Source organism: Streptomyces sp. NPDC102441, assembly GCF_044765585.1.
Taxonomy (GTDB): domain Bacteria; phylum Actinomycetota; class Actinomycetes; order Streptomycetales; family Streptomycetaceae; genus Streptomyces.
Map to the genome: position 1 here is coordinate 1 of NZ_JBIWKH010000028.1, position 17,016 is coordinate 17,016.

The 17,016-nt window shown below is 70.5% G+C and carries 18 protein-coding genes; 6 read left to right on the forward strand and 12 right to left on the reverse strand.

Features of this window, described 5'->3' with window-relative positions; genetic code table 11:
- Positions 1-448 precede the first annotated feature (448 nt).
- From ACIREO_RS38695 to ACIREO_RS38705, 3 genes are all read left to right on the forward strand, one after another.
- Complete coding sequence (locus tag ACIREO_RS38695; RefSeq protein WP_404119494.1) at positions 449-1,045, forward strand: hypothetical protein; 597 nt, start codon at positions 449-451, stop codon at positions 1,043-1,045.
- A 52-nt stretch (positions 1,046-1,097) separates the two neighbouring features.
- Entirely contained in the window at positions 1,098-3,764 is a 2,667-nt protein-coding gene (locus ACIREO_RS38700; RefSeq protein WP_404119496.1) for a Helicase associated domain protein, read from the forward strand.
- A 340-nt stretch (positions 3,765-4,104) separates the two neighbouring features.
- On the forward strand, positions 4,105-4,443 hold the full coding sequence (locus ACIREO_RS38705; RefSeq protein WP_404119497.1) for a hypothetical protein: 339 nt from the start codon (positions 4,105-4,107) through the stop codon (positions 4,441-4,443).
- Here the strand turns inward: ACIREO_RS38705 and ACIREO_RS38710 are convergent.
- On the reverse strand, positions 4,440-5,318 hold the full coding sequence (locus ACIREO_RS38710) for a hypothetical protein (protein WP_404119499.1): 879 nt from the start codon (positions 5,316-5,318) through the stop codon (positions 4,440-4,442). The two genes, ACIREO_RS38705 and ACIREO_RS38710, sit on opposite strands and share 4 nt — an antisense overlap.
- Before the next feature lie 135 nt (positions 5,319-5,453).
- On the opposite strand from ACIREO_RS38710, the gene ACIREO_RS38715 reads away from it, so the two are divergent.
- Positions 5,454-6,158 carry a hypothetical protein gene (locus tag ACIREO_RS38715; protein WP_404119501.1) on the forward strand — a complete coding sequence of 235 codons (705 nt, stop codon included), beginning with the start codon at positions 5,454-5,456 and terminating at the stop codon, positions 6,156-6,158.
- Positions 6,159-6,166: 8 nt separating this feature from the next.
- Here ACIREO_RS38715 and ACIREO_RS38720 read toward each other — a convergent pair whose 3' ends face one another.
- From ACIREO_RS38720 to ACIREO_RS38755, 8 genes are all read right to left on the reverse strand, one after another.
- Positions 6,167-6,559, reverse strand: a complete 393-nt coding sequence (locus tag ACIREO_RS38720; RefSeq protein ID WP_404119504.1) for a DUF6415 family natural product biosynthesis protein — start codon at positions 6,557-6,559, stop codon at positions 6,167-6,169.
- 44 nt (positions 6,560-6,603) lie between these two features.
- Positions 6,604-6,786, reverse strand: coding sequence for a hypothetical protein (locus tag ACIREO_RS38725; protein WP_404119506.1), 183 nt, complete (start codon positions 6,784-6,786; stop codon positions 6,604-6,606).
- A 97-nt stretch (positions 6,787-6,883) separates the two neighbouring features.
- Positions 6,884-7,735, reverse strand: coding sequence for a helix-turn-helix domain-containing protein (locus ACIREO_RS38730; protein WP_404119509.1), 852 nt, complete (start codon positions 7,733-7,735; stop codon positions 6,884-6,886).
- A gap of 29 nt (positions 7,736-7,764) precedes the next feature.
- Positions 7,765-8,292 (reverse strand): DUF6879 family protein, encoded by a 528-nt coding sequence (locus ACIREO_RS38735; protein ID WP_404119511.1) that lies wholly within the window; start codon positions 8,290-8,292, stop codon positions 7,765-7,767.
- Complete coding sequence (locus tag ACIREO_RS38740; protein WP_404119514.1) at positions 8,261-8,515, reverse strand: hypothetical protein; 255 nt, start codon at positions 8,513-8,515, stop codon at positions 8,261-8,263. The genes ACIREO_RS38735 and ACIREO_RS38740 overlap by 32 nt, the downstream gene beginning before the upstream one ends.
- Positions 8,516-8,646: 131 nt before the next feature.
- A complete protein-coding gene (locus ACIREO_RS38745) occupies positions 8,647-9,606 on the reverse strand; it encodes a hypothetical protein (protein WP_404119516.1) in 960 nt (319 codons plus the stop codon).
- Between the two features lie 259 nt (positions 9,607-9,865).
- On the reverse strand, positions 9,866-10,330 hold the full coding sequence (locus tag ACIREO_RS38750; protein WP_404119519.1) for a hypothetical protein: 465 nt from the start codon (positions 10,328-10,330) through the stop codon (positions 9,866-9,868).
- A gap of 137 nt (positions 10,331-10,467) precedes the next feature.
- Positions 10,468-11,724: a replication-relaxation family protein gene (locus ACIREO_RS38755; protein WP_404119672.1), complete on the reverse strand. Its 1,257-nt coding sequence runs from the start codon at positions 11,722-11,724 to the stop codon at positions 10,468-10,470.
- Positions 11,725-12,180: 456 nt separating this feature from the next.
- Between ACIREO_RS38755 and ACIREO_RS38760 the strand changes: the two genes are divergently transcribed.
- On the forward strand, positions 12,181-12,624 hold the full coding sequence (locus ACIREO_RS38760; RefSeq protein WP_404119522.1) for a hypothetical protein: 444 nt from the start codon (positions 12,181-12,183) through the stop codon (positions 12,622-12,624).
- 797 nt (positions 12,625-13,421) lie between these two features.
- Here the strand turns inward: ACIREO_RS38760 and ACIREO_RS38765 are convergent.
- Together ACIREO_RS38765 and mobF are read right to left on the reverse strand one after the other, a co-directional pair.
- On the reverse strand, positions 13,422-13,769 hold the full coding sequence (locus ACIREO_RS38765) for a hypothetical protein (protein ID WP_404119524.1): 348 nt from the start codon (positions 13,767-13,769) through the stop codon (positions 13,422-13,424).
- Entirely contained in the window at positions 13,766-15,535 is a 1,770-nt protein-coding gene (mobF, locus tag ACIREO_RS38770; RefSeq protein WP_404119675.1) for a MobF family relaxase, read from the reverse strand. The genes ACIREO_RS38765 and mobF overlap by 4 nt, the downstream gene beginning before the upstream one ends.
- Positions 15,536-15,754: 219 nt before the next feature.
- On the opposite strand from mobF, the gene ACIREO_RS38775 reads away from it, so the two are divergent.
- Complete coding sequence (locus tag ACIREO_RS38775) at positions 15,755-15,952, forward strand: hypothetical protein (RefSeq protein WP_404119526.1); 198 nt, start codon at positions 15,755-15,757, stop codon at positions 15,950-15,952.
- A gap of 31 nt (positions 15,953-15,983) precedes the next feature.
- Here the strand turns inward: ACIREO_RS38775 and ACIREO_RS38780 are convergent, their stop codons facing one another.
- The gene (locus tag ACIREO_RS38780) at positions 15,984-16,763 is read right to left on the reverse strand and encodes a DUF6292 family protein (RefSeq protein WP_404119528.1); all 780 of its coding nucleotides are present in this window, start codon (positions 16,761-16,763) and stop codon (positions 15,984-15,986) included.
- Between the last annotated feature and the right edge of the window lie 253 nt (positions 16,764-17,016).

Sequence of the window (17,016 nt, forward strand, 5' to 3'; positions counted from 1 at the left end):
CCCGCGGAGCGGGTACCACATCGCTGCGCGATGTGCAAGGGGAACGGTCGCTGCGCTCCCGTCCGCCCACGCGGAGCGTGGGCGCCCCCTTCCGCTGCGCTCCTGGGGGCAGCGGGGCCGGCCGCTGCGCGCCCGGCTGGCCGCGCGGTGCGCGGGCGGGCTGCTGGGGTGTGGTGGTGCGGGCTTGTGGGGCCTCGAGTACGGGAGTTGGGGGAGTGCGGGGCGCTCCCGGCGGGTCCGCTGCGCTCCCCCGCCTGACGGTCCTTCCGGCTGCGCCTCCAGAACCTTGGGGCCCGCTGGCGCGGGCTTGGCTGGCTGTGAGGGTGGGGGTCGCTCGTTCGTATGAGTTCCAGTGTAGTGCATGCATCGGGTTGATGCAGCATGTACTGTTGGCGGAAAAGCGAGACACCCCCCAACCGCAGTAAATCGGCCTAGGAGATGAGGAAACGTGGATGTCGAGGGATCTCCTCTGGTCTGCCGATCGGTGTGGAATGTACTCGTTCCAGCGCGTGCCGCGTATCTAGATTCTGTATCACCTCACTATGACGAGATCTTCTGGGAGGTTGCGCAGCATGTAGAGCGCACCAGCAGTCTCGGCAAGGCGCAGATCGCGGCCTTGGTCGTATGGAAGCGGCTCTCCGCACAGACGCGTTGGGTGACAGCTCTCCTGTCGATGCCCGACAGCGAGGTACGAGCAATCACTGAGCAGGCCGTCGCGTCGGTCAGGGACCCCGATCTCTCTCGCGGCGAGGCAGCTCGCGCAGGGCGCAGCGCCATCTCGGAACTGCCGGGGTTTGCAAAGGGTGACGCCCTCGCTTCCGCCATTTTGACCTCGGCAGCACCCATGCGGATGGCTGTCTACGACCGCCGGGTCCAGCGAGCCATCGAGTCCCTCGGGCTCACCCTCACAGATCGTCCGGGCCGCTATGGCCGGTACATGGACCTCCTCGACACCCTGCTCGAAGACGGCGGAGGGGCCGCAGACAAATGGACTGCGCGGGATATCGACACGGCTTTGTATTGGGCTGGAAAGAATCCCCAGTAACAGGCAGAAATAAAGAAGTCGCCTTCGCGAAAGTCGGAGAAAGGGTCTTGAAGTGCAGGGTATTAATCTAAAAGAACACCAGGTTGACCAGAAGTTGGCGTTCCGAAGGTGGGTCGGATTCCCTGCAAGGTCATCCGTGCCCCCGCAGGGCGCCCGGGGCACGCTCGTGTCAGCGACCGGCTCGGGCAAGACGATCACGGCCGCCGCGTGCGCGCTGGAGAGCTTCGCGGACGGCCGGATCCTCGTGACCGTGCCGACCCTGGACCTGCTCGCGCAGACCGCTCAGGCGTGGCGTCTGGTGGGCCACCGGGCCCCGATGGTCGCGGTCTGCTCGCTGGAGAACGACGCGGTGCTGCACGAGCTCGGGGTGCGCACCACCACGAACCCGATCCAGCTCGCCCTGTGGGCCGGGCACGGGCCGGTCATCGTGTTCGCCACGTACGCCTCTCTTGTGGACCGGGAGGACATCGACGCGCCCGTGGGCCAGCGGAAGGTTCGCGGGCCGCTGGAGGCCGCTCTGGCGGGCGGAGAGCGGCTGTACGGGCAGCAGATGGACGGTTTTTCGCTCGCCATCGTGGATGAGGCCCACGGAACCGCCGGTGACCTTGGCAGGCCGTGGGCGGCGATCCACGACAACCAGAGGATCCCGGCGAACTTCCGGCTCTACCTCACCGCGACCCCTCGCATCCTCGCCGCCGCCCGGCCGCAGAAGGGCGCGGACGGCCAGGAGCTGGAACTCGCGAGCATGGCCGACGACCCGGACGGCACCTACGGCGCGTGGATTGCGGAGCTCGGTCTGAGCGAGGCCATCGAGCGCGAGATCCTCGCCGGGTTCGAGATCGACGTTCTGGAGATCCGCGACCCCTCCCCCGTTCTCGGGGAGTCCGAGGAAGTCCGGCGGGGCCGGCGGCTGGCCCTGTTGCAGACCGCGCTCTTGGAGCACGCGGCGGCGTACAACCTCCGTACGGTCATGACCTTCCACCAGAAGGTGGAAGAGGCCCGCGCGTTCGCGGACAAGCTGCCCGAGACCGCTGCCGCGCTGTACCTGAACGACGCGTCCGATGAGGACCTGGCCGCCGCCGACAAGCTGCCGAAGTCGTCGATCGACGCGGAGTTCTACGAGCTGGAGGCCGGCCGCCACGTACCCCCGGACCGCGTCTGGTCGGCGTGGCTGTGCGGCGACCACCTCGTATCCGAGCGGCGTGAGGCGCTGCGCCAGTTCGCCAACGGCATCGACGCGATCGGGCGCCGGGTCCACCGGGCGTTCCTCGCATCCGTTCGCGTGCTCGGTGAAGGCGTCGACATCACCGGCGAGCGGGGAGTCGAGGCGATCTGCTTCGCCGACACCCGCGGCTCCCAGGTCGAGATCGTGCAGAACATCGGCCGGGCGCTCCGGCTCAACAAGGACGGCAGCACGAAGATCGCGCGCATCATCGTGCCGGTCTTCCTGGAGCCGAACGAGGACCCGACCGACATGGTCGCCAGCGCCAGTTTCCGCCCTCTTGTAGCGGTCCTCCAGGGCCTCCGCTCGCATGATGAACGACTCGTTGAGCAGCTCGCTTCCCGTGCGCTCACCAGCGGGAAGCGCAAGATCCACGTCAAGCGGGACGATGACGGGCAGATCGTCGGGGCCGGGGACGAGGGTGACGGCGAGGACCAGGAGGACGACGACACCCAGGCCGCCGCCGAAGCCGCCCTGCTGCACTTCTCCAGCCCGCGCGACGCCGCCACCATCGCGGCGTTCCTCCGTACGCGGGTGTACCGGCCGGAGTCCCTGGTGTGGCTGGAAGGTCTCCAGGCCCTCATCCGCTGGCGGACCGAGAACGAGATCACCGGCGTCCACGCCGTCCCGTACGACGTGGAGGTCGAGGTCGGCGTCACCAAGGACTTCCCGCTTGGCCGGTGGGTGCACCAGCAGAGGAAGGCGCTGCGGGCCGGGGAACTGGAGGAGCGGCGCAAGACGCTGCTGGACGCGCCGGAGGCCGGGATGGTGTGGGAGCCGGGCGAGGAAGCGTGGGAGAACAAGCTCGCCGCGCTCCGGTCGTACCGGCGGGCCACGGGGCACCTCGCGCCGCGTCAGGACGCGGTGTGGGGCGAGGGCGAGGCGATGGTGCCGGTCGGGCAGCACATGGCCAATCTCCGGCGGAAGGGCGGCCTCGGGAAGGACGCGAAGCGGGCGGAGGAGCGGGCGAAGCAGCTGGCCGCGATCGACCCGGACTGGAACTGCCCGTGGCCGCTCGACTGGCAGCGGCACTACCGGGTGCTCGCCGACCTGGTCGACGCCGACGGCGTCCTGCCCTACATCGCGCCGGGCGTCATCTTCGAGGGCGACGACGTGGGCAAGTGGCGGTGGCGGCAGCAGGAGCCGGGCACGTGGGCGCAGCTGTCGACCGAGCAGCAGGAGCGGCTGGCCGTGCTGGGCATCAAGGGCGCTGAGGCCCCGTCTCCCGTCCCGGCGACGGCGTCCGCGACGAAGGGCCCGAGCAAGGCGCAGCAGTCGTTCCAGCGGGGTCTGGCGGCGCTCGCGCAGTGGGTGGAGCGGGAGGGCGCTGACCGGCCTGTGCCGCGCGGCCACGGCGAAGAGATCGTGGTCGACGGCGAGGCGGGGCCGGTGGCCGTGAAGCTGGGCGTATGGGTTTCGAACATGCGTTCTAGGCGTGACAAGCTCACCGCCGATCAGCTCTCCGCCCTCGCGGCGCTGGGCGTGGACTGGGCGTGACACCGGCCGTGGCTGGTCGTTGAACAGGACGGTCAAGCGAAGTGCACCGAGAGGCCCCGGGCGTCATCGCCCGGGGCCTCGTGCTGTCGGTGTCCGGCGGCTCTGCCCGGACATGGCGCGGGCCTGCAACGCGAGGCGCAACACCGGCTCCACAAACCTCTATCCGGGGCATCACCCAAGGTCAGAGCGAAACGCGCGGCGGTGTTGCACTGAACGTGTTGCAGCACAGGAGCTGGTGTTGCAGTCGGCGATGCCGGGCTGGGGGGAAGCTCTGCGAGGCCGGGAGCGGCGCTGACAGACTCGGGTGCGTCGTGATCACCGAACGTCGATGGAGGACGCAGTGAGCCAGCAGGAGCAGCCCTGGCAGCCGGGCCCGAACGATCTGCCCTTCACCTTTCACCTGATCAATCCGCACGGCGACCGGCATCTCGGCTTCAACGAGGTCGAAGGCCGGTACTACCGGCTGTGGCAGCACAAGGCCCCCGAGCGGCTCCACACCGGCGACGCCATCTTTCTGCGTCCCAGCGACATCAACCAGATCATCAGCTACGCCATGATCTGGGTCCGCAACCACCCCCAGGACCCCCGCGGCTACGAACTGATCGACGAAGTCGCCGCCGGCTCGAAGGCGATCGTCATGCACTTCGCCACGGCCGCCCAGCATCCGGTGCAGAGCTAGGACGACGTCCCGCCCGCCGCGCCCCAGCCCCGTACGAAGGAGGCCAGGGCGCGGCGCTGTTCCTCCTGCCGGGCGGTCTGCTGCGCGAGGACCTGGCGGTCGATGTACGGGTCGACGGCGGCGAGGACCAGGCGCCGGAGTTCGTCCGGCTCCAGCGCTTCGACCTCCCACTGCACGGGGTGCTCAATGTCGAATCCGTAGCGGCGCGCGAAGGCCGGCCACCGGGGATCGCCGCGCTTGCCCTCGGTCGCGGGCAGCTCGTAGTCGTCGACGACCTGGTCGTAGGTGAGCAGCACCCGCTCGGTGTGGCTCCAGCAGGCGGTGCGCGTCAGGAAGTCTCGTTCGAGATCCACTCCGGAGCAGTCGAAATCACCGACCACCAGGAGCACCGCTTTTCTCGGGTCGGCGGCGACGCGGTCGCGGACGACGTCGACGTAGGACTGGGAGCCGAACCCTCGGATCACCAGGACGGGAATGCCCGCGTGGGCGAGCCATCCGGTCAGCTGCTGCCGGAGGGTGTCCTTTTCGGCGGCAACGTAAACGGCACGCGACTGGCCATGCGTGAGGTCCAGGCCGAACCAGTCGGGGCTCTCGTGCACGAACGTGCCCGCGTCCGGCCAGGCCGGGGGCACGTGGACTTCGCGCAGGGTGTCGATCAGGTCGGGGAAGCGGCCCTCGCGGCGGGCCTTCGCGAGGTGGGAGGAGAGGTGCCGGTACATCGACGGCGTGTGCGGCAGCACGCCCGCGGAGGCGATTTTGTACATCACCTGGCGCAGCGTGACGCCGCCCTCGTAGCTCTCCACGATCTCCCGGGCCCGGTCCACGACGACCGGCCACCGGATCCGCTCCCGCGCCATACCGGTACTTGTACCCATCGCGGCGCCACCGGTCTCCGTTGGGCTGTACGGGTGACCGCCTGACCCTCCGGCGTACCCGAGCGGCCGGGCGGCCGGTTGTGGATTGAGCGGACCGTTCGGCCCGTGCACGGGGTCACTTCTGCGAGGCACATCATGGGACGTCACAAGCAGCACAAGCCGCGCCACCCGCAGGCCAAGAGGCAACAGCCGACCACCGAATGGTTCGGCACCGCGTTCCATTCCACCGAAGGCATGTACCACCTGGACGTTCGCCAGTCCGGCAACGGCATCCTGATCACGTCCTCCCCTGCCGAGATGGATGGCGTGCCAGCCGCGTGGTCGCTCCGGCTGCGCAACGACGACGGCGGCCAGGGCCTGACCGATCTGGGCGCGGCCCTCGCCTCCGGGCAGAAGCACGGCATCGGCATGGACGAAGGGCCCGGGTTCCAGACAGCCCTGCTGTTCCTCCCCGACTTCCCCGAGGAAGGCGTCGGCACATTGGCCCGGGTCCGTACCGTCGACGGGGAAGACGGCGGAACTTTCGAGCGGCGAGCCGAACGGCCGATGAGCCTATGGGCCGAGGCGGGCGAGAACCTCCGCCGGATCGTCCCGCTGCTTGGCCCGGACGCGCCGCCGGCGGATGAAGTCGAGGACTGCCGCCTGTGCCCCGGCTGCTACCGGCCCCTGTACGAGAGCGCCGCCTCGCACACCCTCATCGGTGCCGGTCCGTTCCCGGTGATGGGGCTGTGCAGGCTGTGCGCCGAAGGGACGACGCTTCGCTCGGTGCGCGAGACCGAGGCTCCCATCGACGCGCAGCAGCGCGCCGTGCTGGAGACCGTGGCCGCCGCCCTGGGGTAGCGGCTGGTTCAGACGGCTTGAGCGAGCGCCGTCTCCAGACGGTCCAGGCGTTCGTAGAGGGCGCGCACGAGGCGGGCGCGGTTCTGGACGCAGCGCACGGTGCCCTCGATCGTCGCGGACAGCCGGCCTTCCGCCTCGCGCAGTACGAGGTCGGCGAGCGCCCGGGGCCCGCTGCTCTTGGGCAGCTGGTCCGCGCGGCGCCGGACGTCGGAGGCGACCGCGCGGGCGTGGCCGGTCAGCTGGAGGCCGATCTGCTCGTAGTCGCGTTCCGCGAGCGTGTCCTCGCCGGTCCACGCGAGGACGGCTTTGACGAGGCACTCGTACGGTTCGCGGTCGAGCGGGAGCTCCGCCCCGAGGAGTCCGTCGGGGTCGTACAGGACGGTGTGGGTGCTGGTGTGCATGGCGGGCCTCGCTGCCGGGAGCGTCTCGTGCGGGTGGCCGGCGGTCACCGCTGGGTGCCCTCGCCGCTGTCGGCCCCGTCGTCCTGGTCCTCGTCGTGCTGCCCGAGGAACCGGGCGTAGCCGTGGTCCGCGCGGGCCAGCAGGTCCGGGGAGGGGACGCCGTAGAGGGGCGACTGGAGGCCGCGGCCCTCCGGGGCCGGGGCGCTGCTGTCGGGGTGTGTGCGCATCGGGCCCCGCCTCTCCGGCTGGCAATCCGTCGGTGACTTCGACGCTACGCAGCGTGGGGAGCAGTCTTCAACGAGATTGCGGGTAATTGCGGCCGGTTCACTCCAGGGCGTCGATCGCGGCCTGGATGAGGGTGCGGGCCGCGTCGCCGTGCACCGCCATCTCCGCGAGGCCGGCGAACGCCCTCATGTAGTCGGCGATCTCCCGCGGCTGCGTCACCTTGATCTCCGCCGTCAGCGTCTCCACCACCGCCGTGGTGTCGTCGTGGACGTAGAACGCTTCCAGCGGCCACACGGTGCGCTGGGCGGTGAACGGGATGATCCCCAGCGAGAGGGCGGCGAGCGGCATCACGGCCAGGAGGTGGCGCAGCTGCCCGCGCATCGCGTCGGGGCTGGCGGTGCGGAAGTACAGGACCGACTCCTCCATGAGGACGACGTACTTGTGCCCGCCCTCGTAGAGGAACCGGGAGCGGGCGACCCGGGCGGCGACCGCTTCGGCGACGTCGTCGGGGGTGCCCTGGAAGCGGGTGATCTGGGTCATGAGGGCGGTGGCGAACGCCGGGGTCTGGAGGAAGCCGGGCGGCACGTTGGAGAGGTAGACGCGGCAGATGCGGGTCTGCTCGTGGAGCTCGTACCAGTCCTGTTGGACCTTGCGCATGCCGCCCTGGTGCAGGCGGCGCCACTCCATGTACATCGAGTCGACCGCGCGGGCGGTAGCGATCAGATCCTCCGCCTGGTCGTCGGCGCCGCACGCCGCGCACCAGGTGCGGATGTCGGTATCCGAGGGCGGGGCGGCGCCCTTCTGGATGCGGGTGGTCTTCGCGGGATGCCAGCCACACCGGGCGGAGAGTTCGCGCCCGGTGAGGCCGGCGTCCTTGCGCAGGTGCTGCAACCGCACGGCGAGCGCCTCGCGCGCCGACTGGGCGCTGGACGAGGGAGATGTGGTCGTCATGAAAGTGGCGGCCCTTGAGGTGCGTTTCGTCAGATGCGGTAGTCGGCGTGCGGGGTGGCCAGGTCCCACACCGTACGGAACGCCTCGGTGCACAGCTTGATGGCCTGCGGGTCCTCGATGTGGTCGGGCTCCAAAGCCTCGCCGTCGCCGGAGAAGACGTTGAAGCGGACGACCTGGTCGTCGATGAGCCAGAAGTCGTTGCCCGGCAGGGCGAGGGTGGAGGCGCGGCGGCGGGGCAGCCAGCGGACCTGTTCACCGGCGCGGAGGTTGGCGTCGGTGATGGCGTGCTCGAAGCGGATGTACTCGGTGACGGGCTCGGACACGACCCGGGCCCGCCAGACCTTCACCCCGCGGGCCACCGTGCGCTTCACCAGCGGCAGCCACCCGCTCCAGTACTCCGAGTCGTCAGCGGGCACGCTCCCATCCCGCAGGAAGGTGTCGTAGACCTCCCGCTCCTCCCCCACGGCGTAGGCGTCGCGGAGCTCCAGGTGCAGTGCGTGCCGTTGGGCGGAGTCGAGCAGGTCCTCAAAGCTGAGGACGGGCGGCTTCTGCGGCATCGCATGCCTTCCTGATCTGGTCGACCATCCGCACCGAGAGCCGGATGACTCCCTCGTCATCCGCCGGCGGACTGTCCTGGCTGCACGCGGCCCGGGTCGCCGTGTCAGCGAACTTGCCCTGCAGAACCAGTTCCGGCCCTTGGGCTGCTTCGGTGTCCACCCACACCGCCGGGCAGTTCCCGCCGCCCGAGTTCGGGTCCGTGCCGAAGAAAAGTAACGCCATGATCGCCTCCGGAGAAAGCCAGTTGCGGGGAGTTGCGTAACTGACCGTCCCGCAGCCCGGGGAGCCGGTCAAGAGGACCGGGACGTCGGAGAGCTGGCCCACGGGCTGTGGAGTGGGCCAGCTCTCACAGGTCACTTCCTGTGGGCGGGCCGGGCCTCCAGCGCTGTACGCAGGCGCCGCCCGATGGGCTGGTACCGCTGGACGAAGTCGGGGTCCTTCAGCTGGTCGGGCTCGGGCAGCTCCTTGTGCGGGTGAGGCCGGCGCCCGGCAGACGACCAGCCCAGGGGGCGCAGTCCGGCACGGTCCATGTCCCGGTCGACGCCCGCCAGGTAGTCCGCGTCGACGGGCAGCTCCCCGTACGACTGCCAGATCACCCCGTCCAAGACGATGGGGAGGTGCGGGGATCCGAAGAGGAAGTCCAGGCAGCGCTCGCGCAGTACCGCCGCGCTCTGCTCGGGGCTCAGCGGCACTCCCCTCTCTTCGCCCCCGGGGCCGGGGAGCGCGGTCCTGCAGTCGGTGTCGGGGAAGATGTCGATCTCGCCGATCACGACGTGCGCCGTCGCGTTCTCACGGTCCGGGTAGGACCAGTACTTCGGCACGAGGACGATCACGTCGTAGGTGCCGAGAGCGTCGGCTACCGCCACCGTGAGCGGGCTGCGGTCGGTGCGGGGCAAGCCGCGGTCGCTCTCCTGCGAGGGGTGGCGAACCTGCCACATGCAGGTGTGACGTGTCAGAAGGCCGGGGCCGTCCGGTGAGGCCCACAGGGTGCTGGTCGTCGGCTCCGGCGGGGTGGCCGGCTCGCTCTCCTTCTTGCGGCGGCTCCGGCCGCGGCCTACGCCGCTCATGGTCCACCGCCAGTAGTCCTCGGCTTCCTCGAGGAGCAGGACCCGTTGTCCGCTGTGCGCCCAGGACGCCGCGATGCCGCCGACCAGATAGTGGAGGTTCCCTGAGCGCTGCGCCAGGAACCGCAGGACATGCGGGGAACGCGGCGTATCGCCGTTCTCCGCGCGGCGCAGGGCCTCGGTGTACTTCTCCCCGCTCCGGCTCGCCAGGCGGGCAGTCTGTGCGGCGGTGGACTGGTTCTTCGGCATGACGTACTCCTCTGCCGGACCGGGCCACGCCCCCGGCACCGGCTCGTACGACTGCCGTGGACACGACGGAACGCAGAACGGGAAGGAGCGGGCCCCTCAGGACCTTGACCCCCGCGCCCGGCGGCGTGGCTCCGGAGGCGGGCGGTGATCGGCAGTACGCACTAGCCGGGCAGGATGCTAACCCGGCGCAGCCCCGCCGACCGAGGCCACAAGCCGCCGGTTCCCCCGAACGAGCGAGACCGGCGGTCGTCCGTGCTGCTCAGTCTTGCCCGGTCGCCAGCTCCCACACGGAGTGGGCGCGCCCGCTCCCGTCACAGTGGAAGCAGACGCCGCCTCCGGGCCTACTGCGGGCACCGATGGTGTCGGTGGCGTCCCGGAAGAGCTGGGTGAGGCCGGTGGCGTGCTCCGTGTGAATCGGGAGTTCCTGTCGTCTGCTGAGCGTGACTTCCAAGGCGACGCCGGGACCGGTGAAGTGGGCGCGGGGGAGGTTGCCGGTCATCGCGCGGAGCGTCTCGTTCACCTCGTGCATCGTGTCCGCGCCGGTCAGCTGCACCCGGGCGGCGAGGATGGTGTCGGCGGCCGCCGTGTAGGTCAGCAGCCCGGCCGGGCGGGCGAGCGGCCCGACGCGGCCCACCGGGTCAGGATGGGTGTGCTGGAGCTGGGCCAGGGCGTGCCACAGGTCGCCCGTCAGGTCCGGTGCGGTCTCTTCTTTGCTGCGTCTCATGAGACCTGTCTACGGCCTGGCACTGGCGTACCGCCGGGCTCGGGTTGTTCCCTCCCGCACGGCGGCGCCGCGACTTCCCGGGCCGTCCCGCCGGGCGGGGCACTCACGCCCGGCCCGGCGAAGGCGGCTTGCCCGGGTCAGGTCCGCCGGCGGAACCAGCCGCGGCCCGTGCCCGACTCCTGGTCGTCCTCCGGCTCCAGTGCCGCGGCGGCTTGGAGGCGAGCTGCTTCGGCGGCTGCTTCCTTTCGGGCGACGTCGTCGGCACGGCAGGTGCCGCACACGGACGTATCCCCGGCGCTCCAGGCCGTCCGGTGCGCGGTGGTCTCCTCCCAGCGCTGGTCGGTGAACTTCGCTCCGCACCGCTTGCACACCGGGCGCTCCGCCTCCCGCTGTGCGGCCCGGCGCTGCTTGTCCGCCGCGTCGGCGCGGGCCTCCTGCTCGCGGTAGAGGACGTCGCCGTCGGGGTTGTCGAGCGCGTCCGACAGCTTCTGCTCGCCCTCCCGTCCCAGCCGCCGCCACACCGCCGCGTCGGCGCCGTGCTCCGTCAGCTGCTCCAGGGTGGTGACGACGACGGGCACCGCCTGGCCGTAGTCCTTCGCGGTGACCGCCTTCGTGTAGAGGGTCTCGTACCGGCGCGGCGCCCAGTAGCGGCGGCCGGCCTCCTCCAGCACGGCGACCGTGTTGTCGACCTTCGCCTCGGTGGTGTCCGCGAACACGAACGCGAGGGGCACCAGGCCCTCCCGGCCGGTCGGCGGGTAGAACCGGCGCCACAGCCGCTTCTCGTGATCGACGTGCTCGATCGCGTCCGGCCGCGAGCGGACCCGGTCCGTGATCTGCTTGTCCGTGTCCCGTGGCAGCAGCCGGCCCCACTCCCAATACCGGCGCAGCTTGACCACCAGGTCGTGCGCGTCCTCGCTGCGGCGGTCGATCTCCAGCAGCATCACCGGCACCCCGGCCTCCTGTGCCCGCACTACCAGGTCCGCCCGCTGCACGAAGCTGCTGCCGAGTCGGTGGCCGATCTCGGTCTGGAAGCCGAGCTGGTGGCCGATCCCGGCACGGTGGAGTTCGGCGGCCGTCGAGGTGACCGCCGCGGCGTGGTCGTCGTAGCTGGTGCCGAGCAGCTTCCCGGTCACCGGGTCGTACTTCTTCTCGCGCAGCACCGACACTCGTATGCCCTTCGGCTCCAGCAGCTTCTTCGCCTCGCCATGTCCTCGCTTCGTCAGTACCCACACCTGCCGCTGGTCCTCCCGGACCGTTTCGATCCTCACCAGGTGGTGCTCCTCCAGATCCAGGAGGTTGTCCCGTACGAGCTTGTCGTGCTGGTTGTCCGGCCGGGTCAGCTTCCACAGTTGGTCGGGCGTAGCCCTCTGGAAGATTCCCAGCGCTTGCAGCAGTTCCCGGCGTCGAGGCTCGGTCGAATTCTTCCTGTGCTGAGGATTCCTTTGAACGAGAGGGTTGTCGGACCTGCGGCGACCCCCCTTTCGTCGTGTCTGACCTGCGGAAACGCCCGGTCCTTGGCGTCGGGGCGCGGAGGGGGTGATGGAGGGGTCCACGGAGGGGGGCCTTTTGGCCTGGACAAGGGGGTTCTCGGGGTCGTCTGCGGTGCTCGCCACAGGGTGCTCCTGAAGGGTGGGGCGGGCCTATCCCGCCATCACCTTCTACAGGTGTCGTCCGCGGCGAGTTTGTGACGCCGATCTTGAAAAACCTGTCCGCCGTGACCGCATCGTGATCAACCGGCGGGGGGAGAGATCTCCCTCCTCAGCGGCCGGACTCTGTCCACAGGGCCGCAATTAGAGGCTCCTCTTGAGGCCGCCACGATCAGCGTGGCGGCCCGTCAAGGAGGAGCTGTCATGCCCGAGAACACCGTCACCGCGCCGCTCGCCCCGATGGAGCCGGAGGACGTCGCCACTGCCTTCGCCTACATCCGGGCGATGCAGGCCGACGACATTGACACCGCCTGCGCCGTGATCGACGGCATGGGCCCGGAGGTGCACCGGATGCTCCTGGACGTCGCCGCGCGCATCTTCATCCCGATCACCGCAGCGGACGACCACGACGGGGAGCCCTGCGCACATTCCTTCCTGGCGGCGGCGCTCGGACGGCTTCTGCTGGAGCTCCTCTGCCACAGCGTGTGCCTGTCCGGTGCGCCGGGCATCGCCCAGACCATCGTCCGCTTCACCGACAACATCCTCACCGAGGACCACGGCGACGTCTCCGACGTCCTGGGCCAGCTGGAGGCCGCCGGGATGAAGCAGGCGATGGAAGCGCACCCGGTGCGCCGCACCACTGCGTAGAGCGCACCACCCGATGCCGGTGGTGCGCGTCGTGCGCGCGCCACCGGTGGGAGGTGCGGTCCATGGTGCGCACCGTGGACCGCGCCGCGCGCACCGGGTGCGCGCACCACCGGCGGAGGTGCGGTGCTCCGTGCGCACCATGGACCGCGCCGCGCGCATCCGGTGCGCGCACCTCCCGGAAGGTGCGGTGCGGTACGCGCGCCGCGCGTATCGAGTGCGCGCACCACGTGATCGTTCGCCGTCCCGCAGGCGAGGCGGACCCCTCTATCACACACCCCCTTGTCCGCCGTCTGATCGGCGGCCGGGACCGGCTCTGTCCAGGGGAAACGCTCTGGTAGCCAACGTGGTCAAGGGGAAACGCGCGGCCTCCCAGAGCTGGACAAGGGGTCTCCGACCGGCCTGGTCCGACCAGGACAAGGGGTAGGCGATCCGCCGCCCCGAGCTGGACAAGGGGTGCGCGATCGGCCGGTGCGCGCACGATCCGGGAGGTGCGCTTCGCGTGCGGTGCGGAACATCGGATGCCGGACATCGGGGTGCGCGCGTGAGTACCGGAGATCGTGGTGCGCACGGTGCGGTGCGGAACATCGAGTGCCGGGCATCGTCATCGGAGGCGCGCACCGGGTGCGGTGCGGAACATCGTGGTGCGCACGGGAGTGGAGTCCACCCGGTGGAATCCATCGGGTGGGCTCCACTCTCCACTCGGTGGAGGCCACCCGATGCTCTGCATCGGATGCCGGGCATCGTCCACTGGATGCTGAACATCGTGGGTTCCACCCGGTGGGCGATGCCCGGCATCGTCACCACAGCCAGGCACTGGAGTGCCGCACCCGGGACAGGGCGCGGGCATCGCGCCGCGCGGCCGCGTTGCCGATCCGGCTCTGCCGGGAGCGGGGCCGGCGCGACTCTCCCGCGGCGAGGCGGCGCTTCCCTGCGTCCTGGAGCCGCCGCCGCTGCTTGCGCAGCTGCAGCTTCTTCGCCGCCTTCGACTTCGGCGTCCGGGGCCGCTTCCAGACCGGCTGCCACCCCGCGGGCTCATCCGGCTCGGGCTCCTGGTCCTCGTCGAGCGCAGCGGCGATCATCGCGCGGGCCGCGCGGGCGCGGGCGACGGCGTCCTGGGAATTGGGCAGTTCTTCCGGGGTGCTCACGCGACTCCTCCGGTGGTTCGGCCCGGCGTGTGCTCGATGCCGGGCTGCTGAGTGTGCGGCGCCGGGGCCGGCGCCGGGGTGGGCTGTGGACGCAGGCCGTGGGCGACTTCGCGTGCCCGCTTGCTGTCCTGGATCGTGGCGGCCACCTTCGCGGCGGCGGCCTCCATGGTCTGGCGGGTCCGCTCCACCGCGTCGATGCCGGTCTCCGCCTCCAGGAGACGGCCAGTCTTCGGGCCGGTGTGGAACGACCGCAGGTGCGACCTCGAGGCGGCGGGCACAGCGACGGCGTACGGCAAGGGGTGGGAGCCCAGGCGCTCCGCACGCCGCGCGGCGCGGACCCGGGCGGCCAGGGCGCCGGCGGCAAGGCGGGCCCGCTCGTACGGGGGCGCGGTGCGCTTGCGGGTCAGCGGGCGCAACACGGCCTGGTCGTCGGTGTCGCGCGGGTACAGGGCGGACAGGTCGGCGGTCATCATCCGGCCCCGGCCGACGGGGCGGGTGTAGTCGTCGACGGCCGTCTGCACGATCTGTTCGTCCAGGCCCGGCTGATGGGGTCGGCCGCGCAGGACGTAGGAGAGGTGACGGCGGACTTCGGCGAGCAGGTGGTGGCGCTTGAACGCCCCGCGCATCACGTACACCACGGCGACGGCGTCGACGGCGGCCAGCACTATGTCGACCACCGGCCGCACCCGCGCCCACACCGCCGCGGCTGCCGCCCGCGCCCGCTCCGCCAGCCGGTCGATGACGTCGGCCCCGAACGCGGCGACCGCCGACTCCCGCCATCGCATCCGCAGCTCGGACAGCGACCGCAAGTCCTTGCGCTTCGGGGGGCGCGTCCGGTCGGCGGCCTTACAGGCCAGCGCGTAACCGGCCCGCTCCCCCGGCCTATGCCCGTGCTCGTCTTCGTAGTCGGCCACCAGGACGGACAGTGCGTCCTCGATCTGCTGGCGGCGGGTCGACTGCCAGCCGATGAGCCGCTGATCAATCCCCGCAATCTCCATCACGGGCCGGTAGCCGGGCGTCACCTCGCGGGGCTCCCACGCCCACCCGAGCCGGGCGGACACCTCCTCCATGAAGAACAGGAGGTACAGGGTGTCTGCGACGACGATGTTGGCCAGCAGCGAGTCCGCCGACAGGTTCCCCCACGTCCCCGCCTCGTCCGGCCGCCGGACGCGGATCGAGATCACCGCATGATCGTGGAGCAGCGGCCTCGATTCCGTGGCTCTGGACTCGTAGTGCCGGAGTACGGCGACGATGAGCCCGCCGTCCCGGATCGGCTTGCGGTGCTTGCCGTCGCTCCCCCATCGGACCTGCGCGACCGACTCCCCCACCCACTCCAGCGTCTTGTCCACGGAGATGTCCTGGCACAGCTCCAGCACCCGGCGGATCTCGTCAGCGCCGAACGCCCACGCGATGTGTGCCGTCGGCGGCGGCCGGAACGTGAAGTCCATGCCCAGCCAGGGCCTGCGCTCCTTGGCCTTCTCGGTCTTCGGCGACCGGTTGTGCTCGATGGGTCTGCCCAGCACGGTCGCCCGCCGGGCCTTCGCCGGATCGTCGCCCGCCTCCAGGCGCTCGCGCTCGATCCGGTCCGCGTCCGGGTGCCGTCCCTCCCCCAGGAGCAGTTCGGCCTGCCGCTCGCTCACCACGTCCCCAGCCGTGAGGCCGACCGCGTCCAGGCCCCGGCCCCTCCAGATCCCGGGCGGGACTCCGGCTTCGTCCTGGGCGTCGCGCAGCGCCGTGCCCGCGGGGCGGTGGCCATCGCCGACCATCACGCCGCGGAAGAGATAACGCACCCCGTCACCCGGGCGGAGCTCCGATTTGCTGATCACCGGCACATGAAACACCGGCGTTGACCTGCGCAAAAGTGCGATCCGGGGCCCTTCCCGCCGGGCGGGAGGCCATCACCAAGTCTTTACCGTGGGGCCCGCCAGGCGGGACGCCGCAGCAGCCCGAGACGGTAAGCCGCGGCCGTGTGCACAGTCCGCCGCATGTTGAACGAACTGATCCACGCAGACGTCTGCCCGCTGTGCTCGCGCCCGATGCGACCCGAGTTCCGCAGTGTCGGCGGCTCTGCCCAACAGGACCACCCGGCTCGCACCGACTTCCACCGGTACCACTGCGACACCTGCGAGGCCGCCCGCCCGCAGGAGTTCTACGACGCGATGCGCCGCCTCACCGAGAGCTGACGGCGGTCGTGCGAATACTGCGCACCGACGTTCAGCCCTGACGTTTCCGTCGTACCTGCTTCGCCTGCTCAACTCCGGCGCTGTGATCCGTGACGGCTTGGGCATGGTTCTTGTCGTCTGTGCGAACAGCGCGAGCCTTGAGGTCCGCAATGAGGAGTACGGCTGCTTCTCGAAGGTCGACGCTCAAGCCCGCGTGGTGGATCAAGTGCTGAAGGGCAGCGAGCTCTCCAGCGCGTACCGGGACCGAGAGGATCGCGTCCTCGCCCTCGGGAAGTACGGCGTTGATGGCCAGGCGCTCGGCTATGGCGTTCCGGGTGTGACGGAAGCGTGCGCTGAAGGAGCCCCTCTTATCGAACAGGGCGAGCCGTGCGGCCAGGCCGTCAAGGTCGTCGCCGGTCTGGCGGTAGTAGGGACGGTCCTCGCTGCCAGCGTTCCGGAAGTCCAGGAGGCCGGAGAGGAAGAAGCCGGCGACCTTGTCGGGTGCGGGCGCAAGGCCGCCTCCCATCCAGCGGGTGACAGGTGAGATTCCTCGAGCCTCCACAACGAGAGCCCAGCCGCTGCTGGTGTCCCATGTGAGGTGGAGGTCCAGGCCATCCTTCGGTGCCCCGTTGACTTGAGCAAGGGTCTCAAGGCCGAGGTCGACGTATCCGCCGCCGTCATCTTCGGCGTCTGGCAGTTCCTCTGGCTGACACGAGCTGATGGAGATCACTGCGTAGCCGTCGACCTGGAGGAGTTCGGCGACGTCGGCCATGTAGTGGCCAGTGCGGTGATAGATCGCCCGGTCACGATCTGTGGGGATCGGCTCGCCCATGTGGGAGCGGCTCCTTCGGTGTGGTCGGATGGCGGTCCCCCGATGATCCTCCACCGTGCAGCTCTCCGGCCTTCGCTTCGCGAGATCGGCAACGGCCTCTTACGGGACGCTCCCGGGCGACTGGCAGGTCACCGCCGACACCCCTGGGGCCGGTTTCCCAAGTTTGGGAAACCGCCCCCGGGGGGGGGGGGGGCGCGACATTGGGGGCCGTGGGTCCCGGGGCGCCCCCGCCGCGCCCTACAACACCCGGACC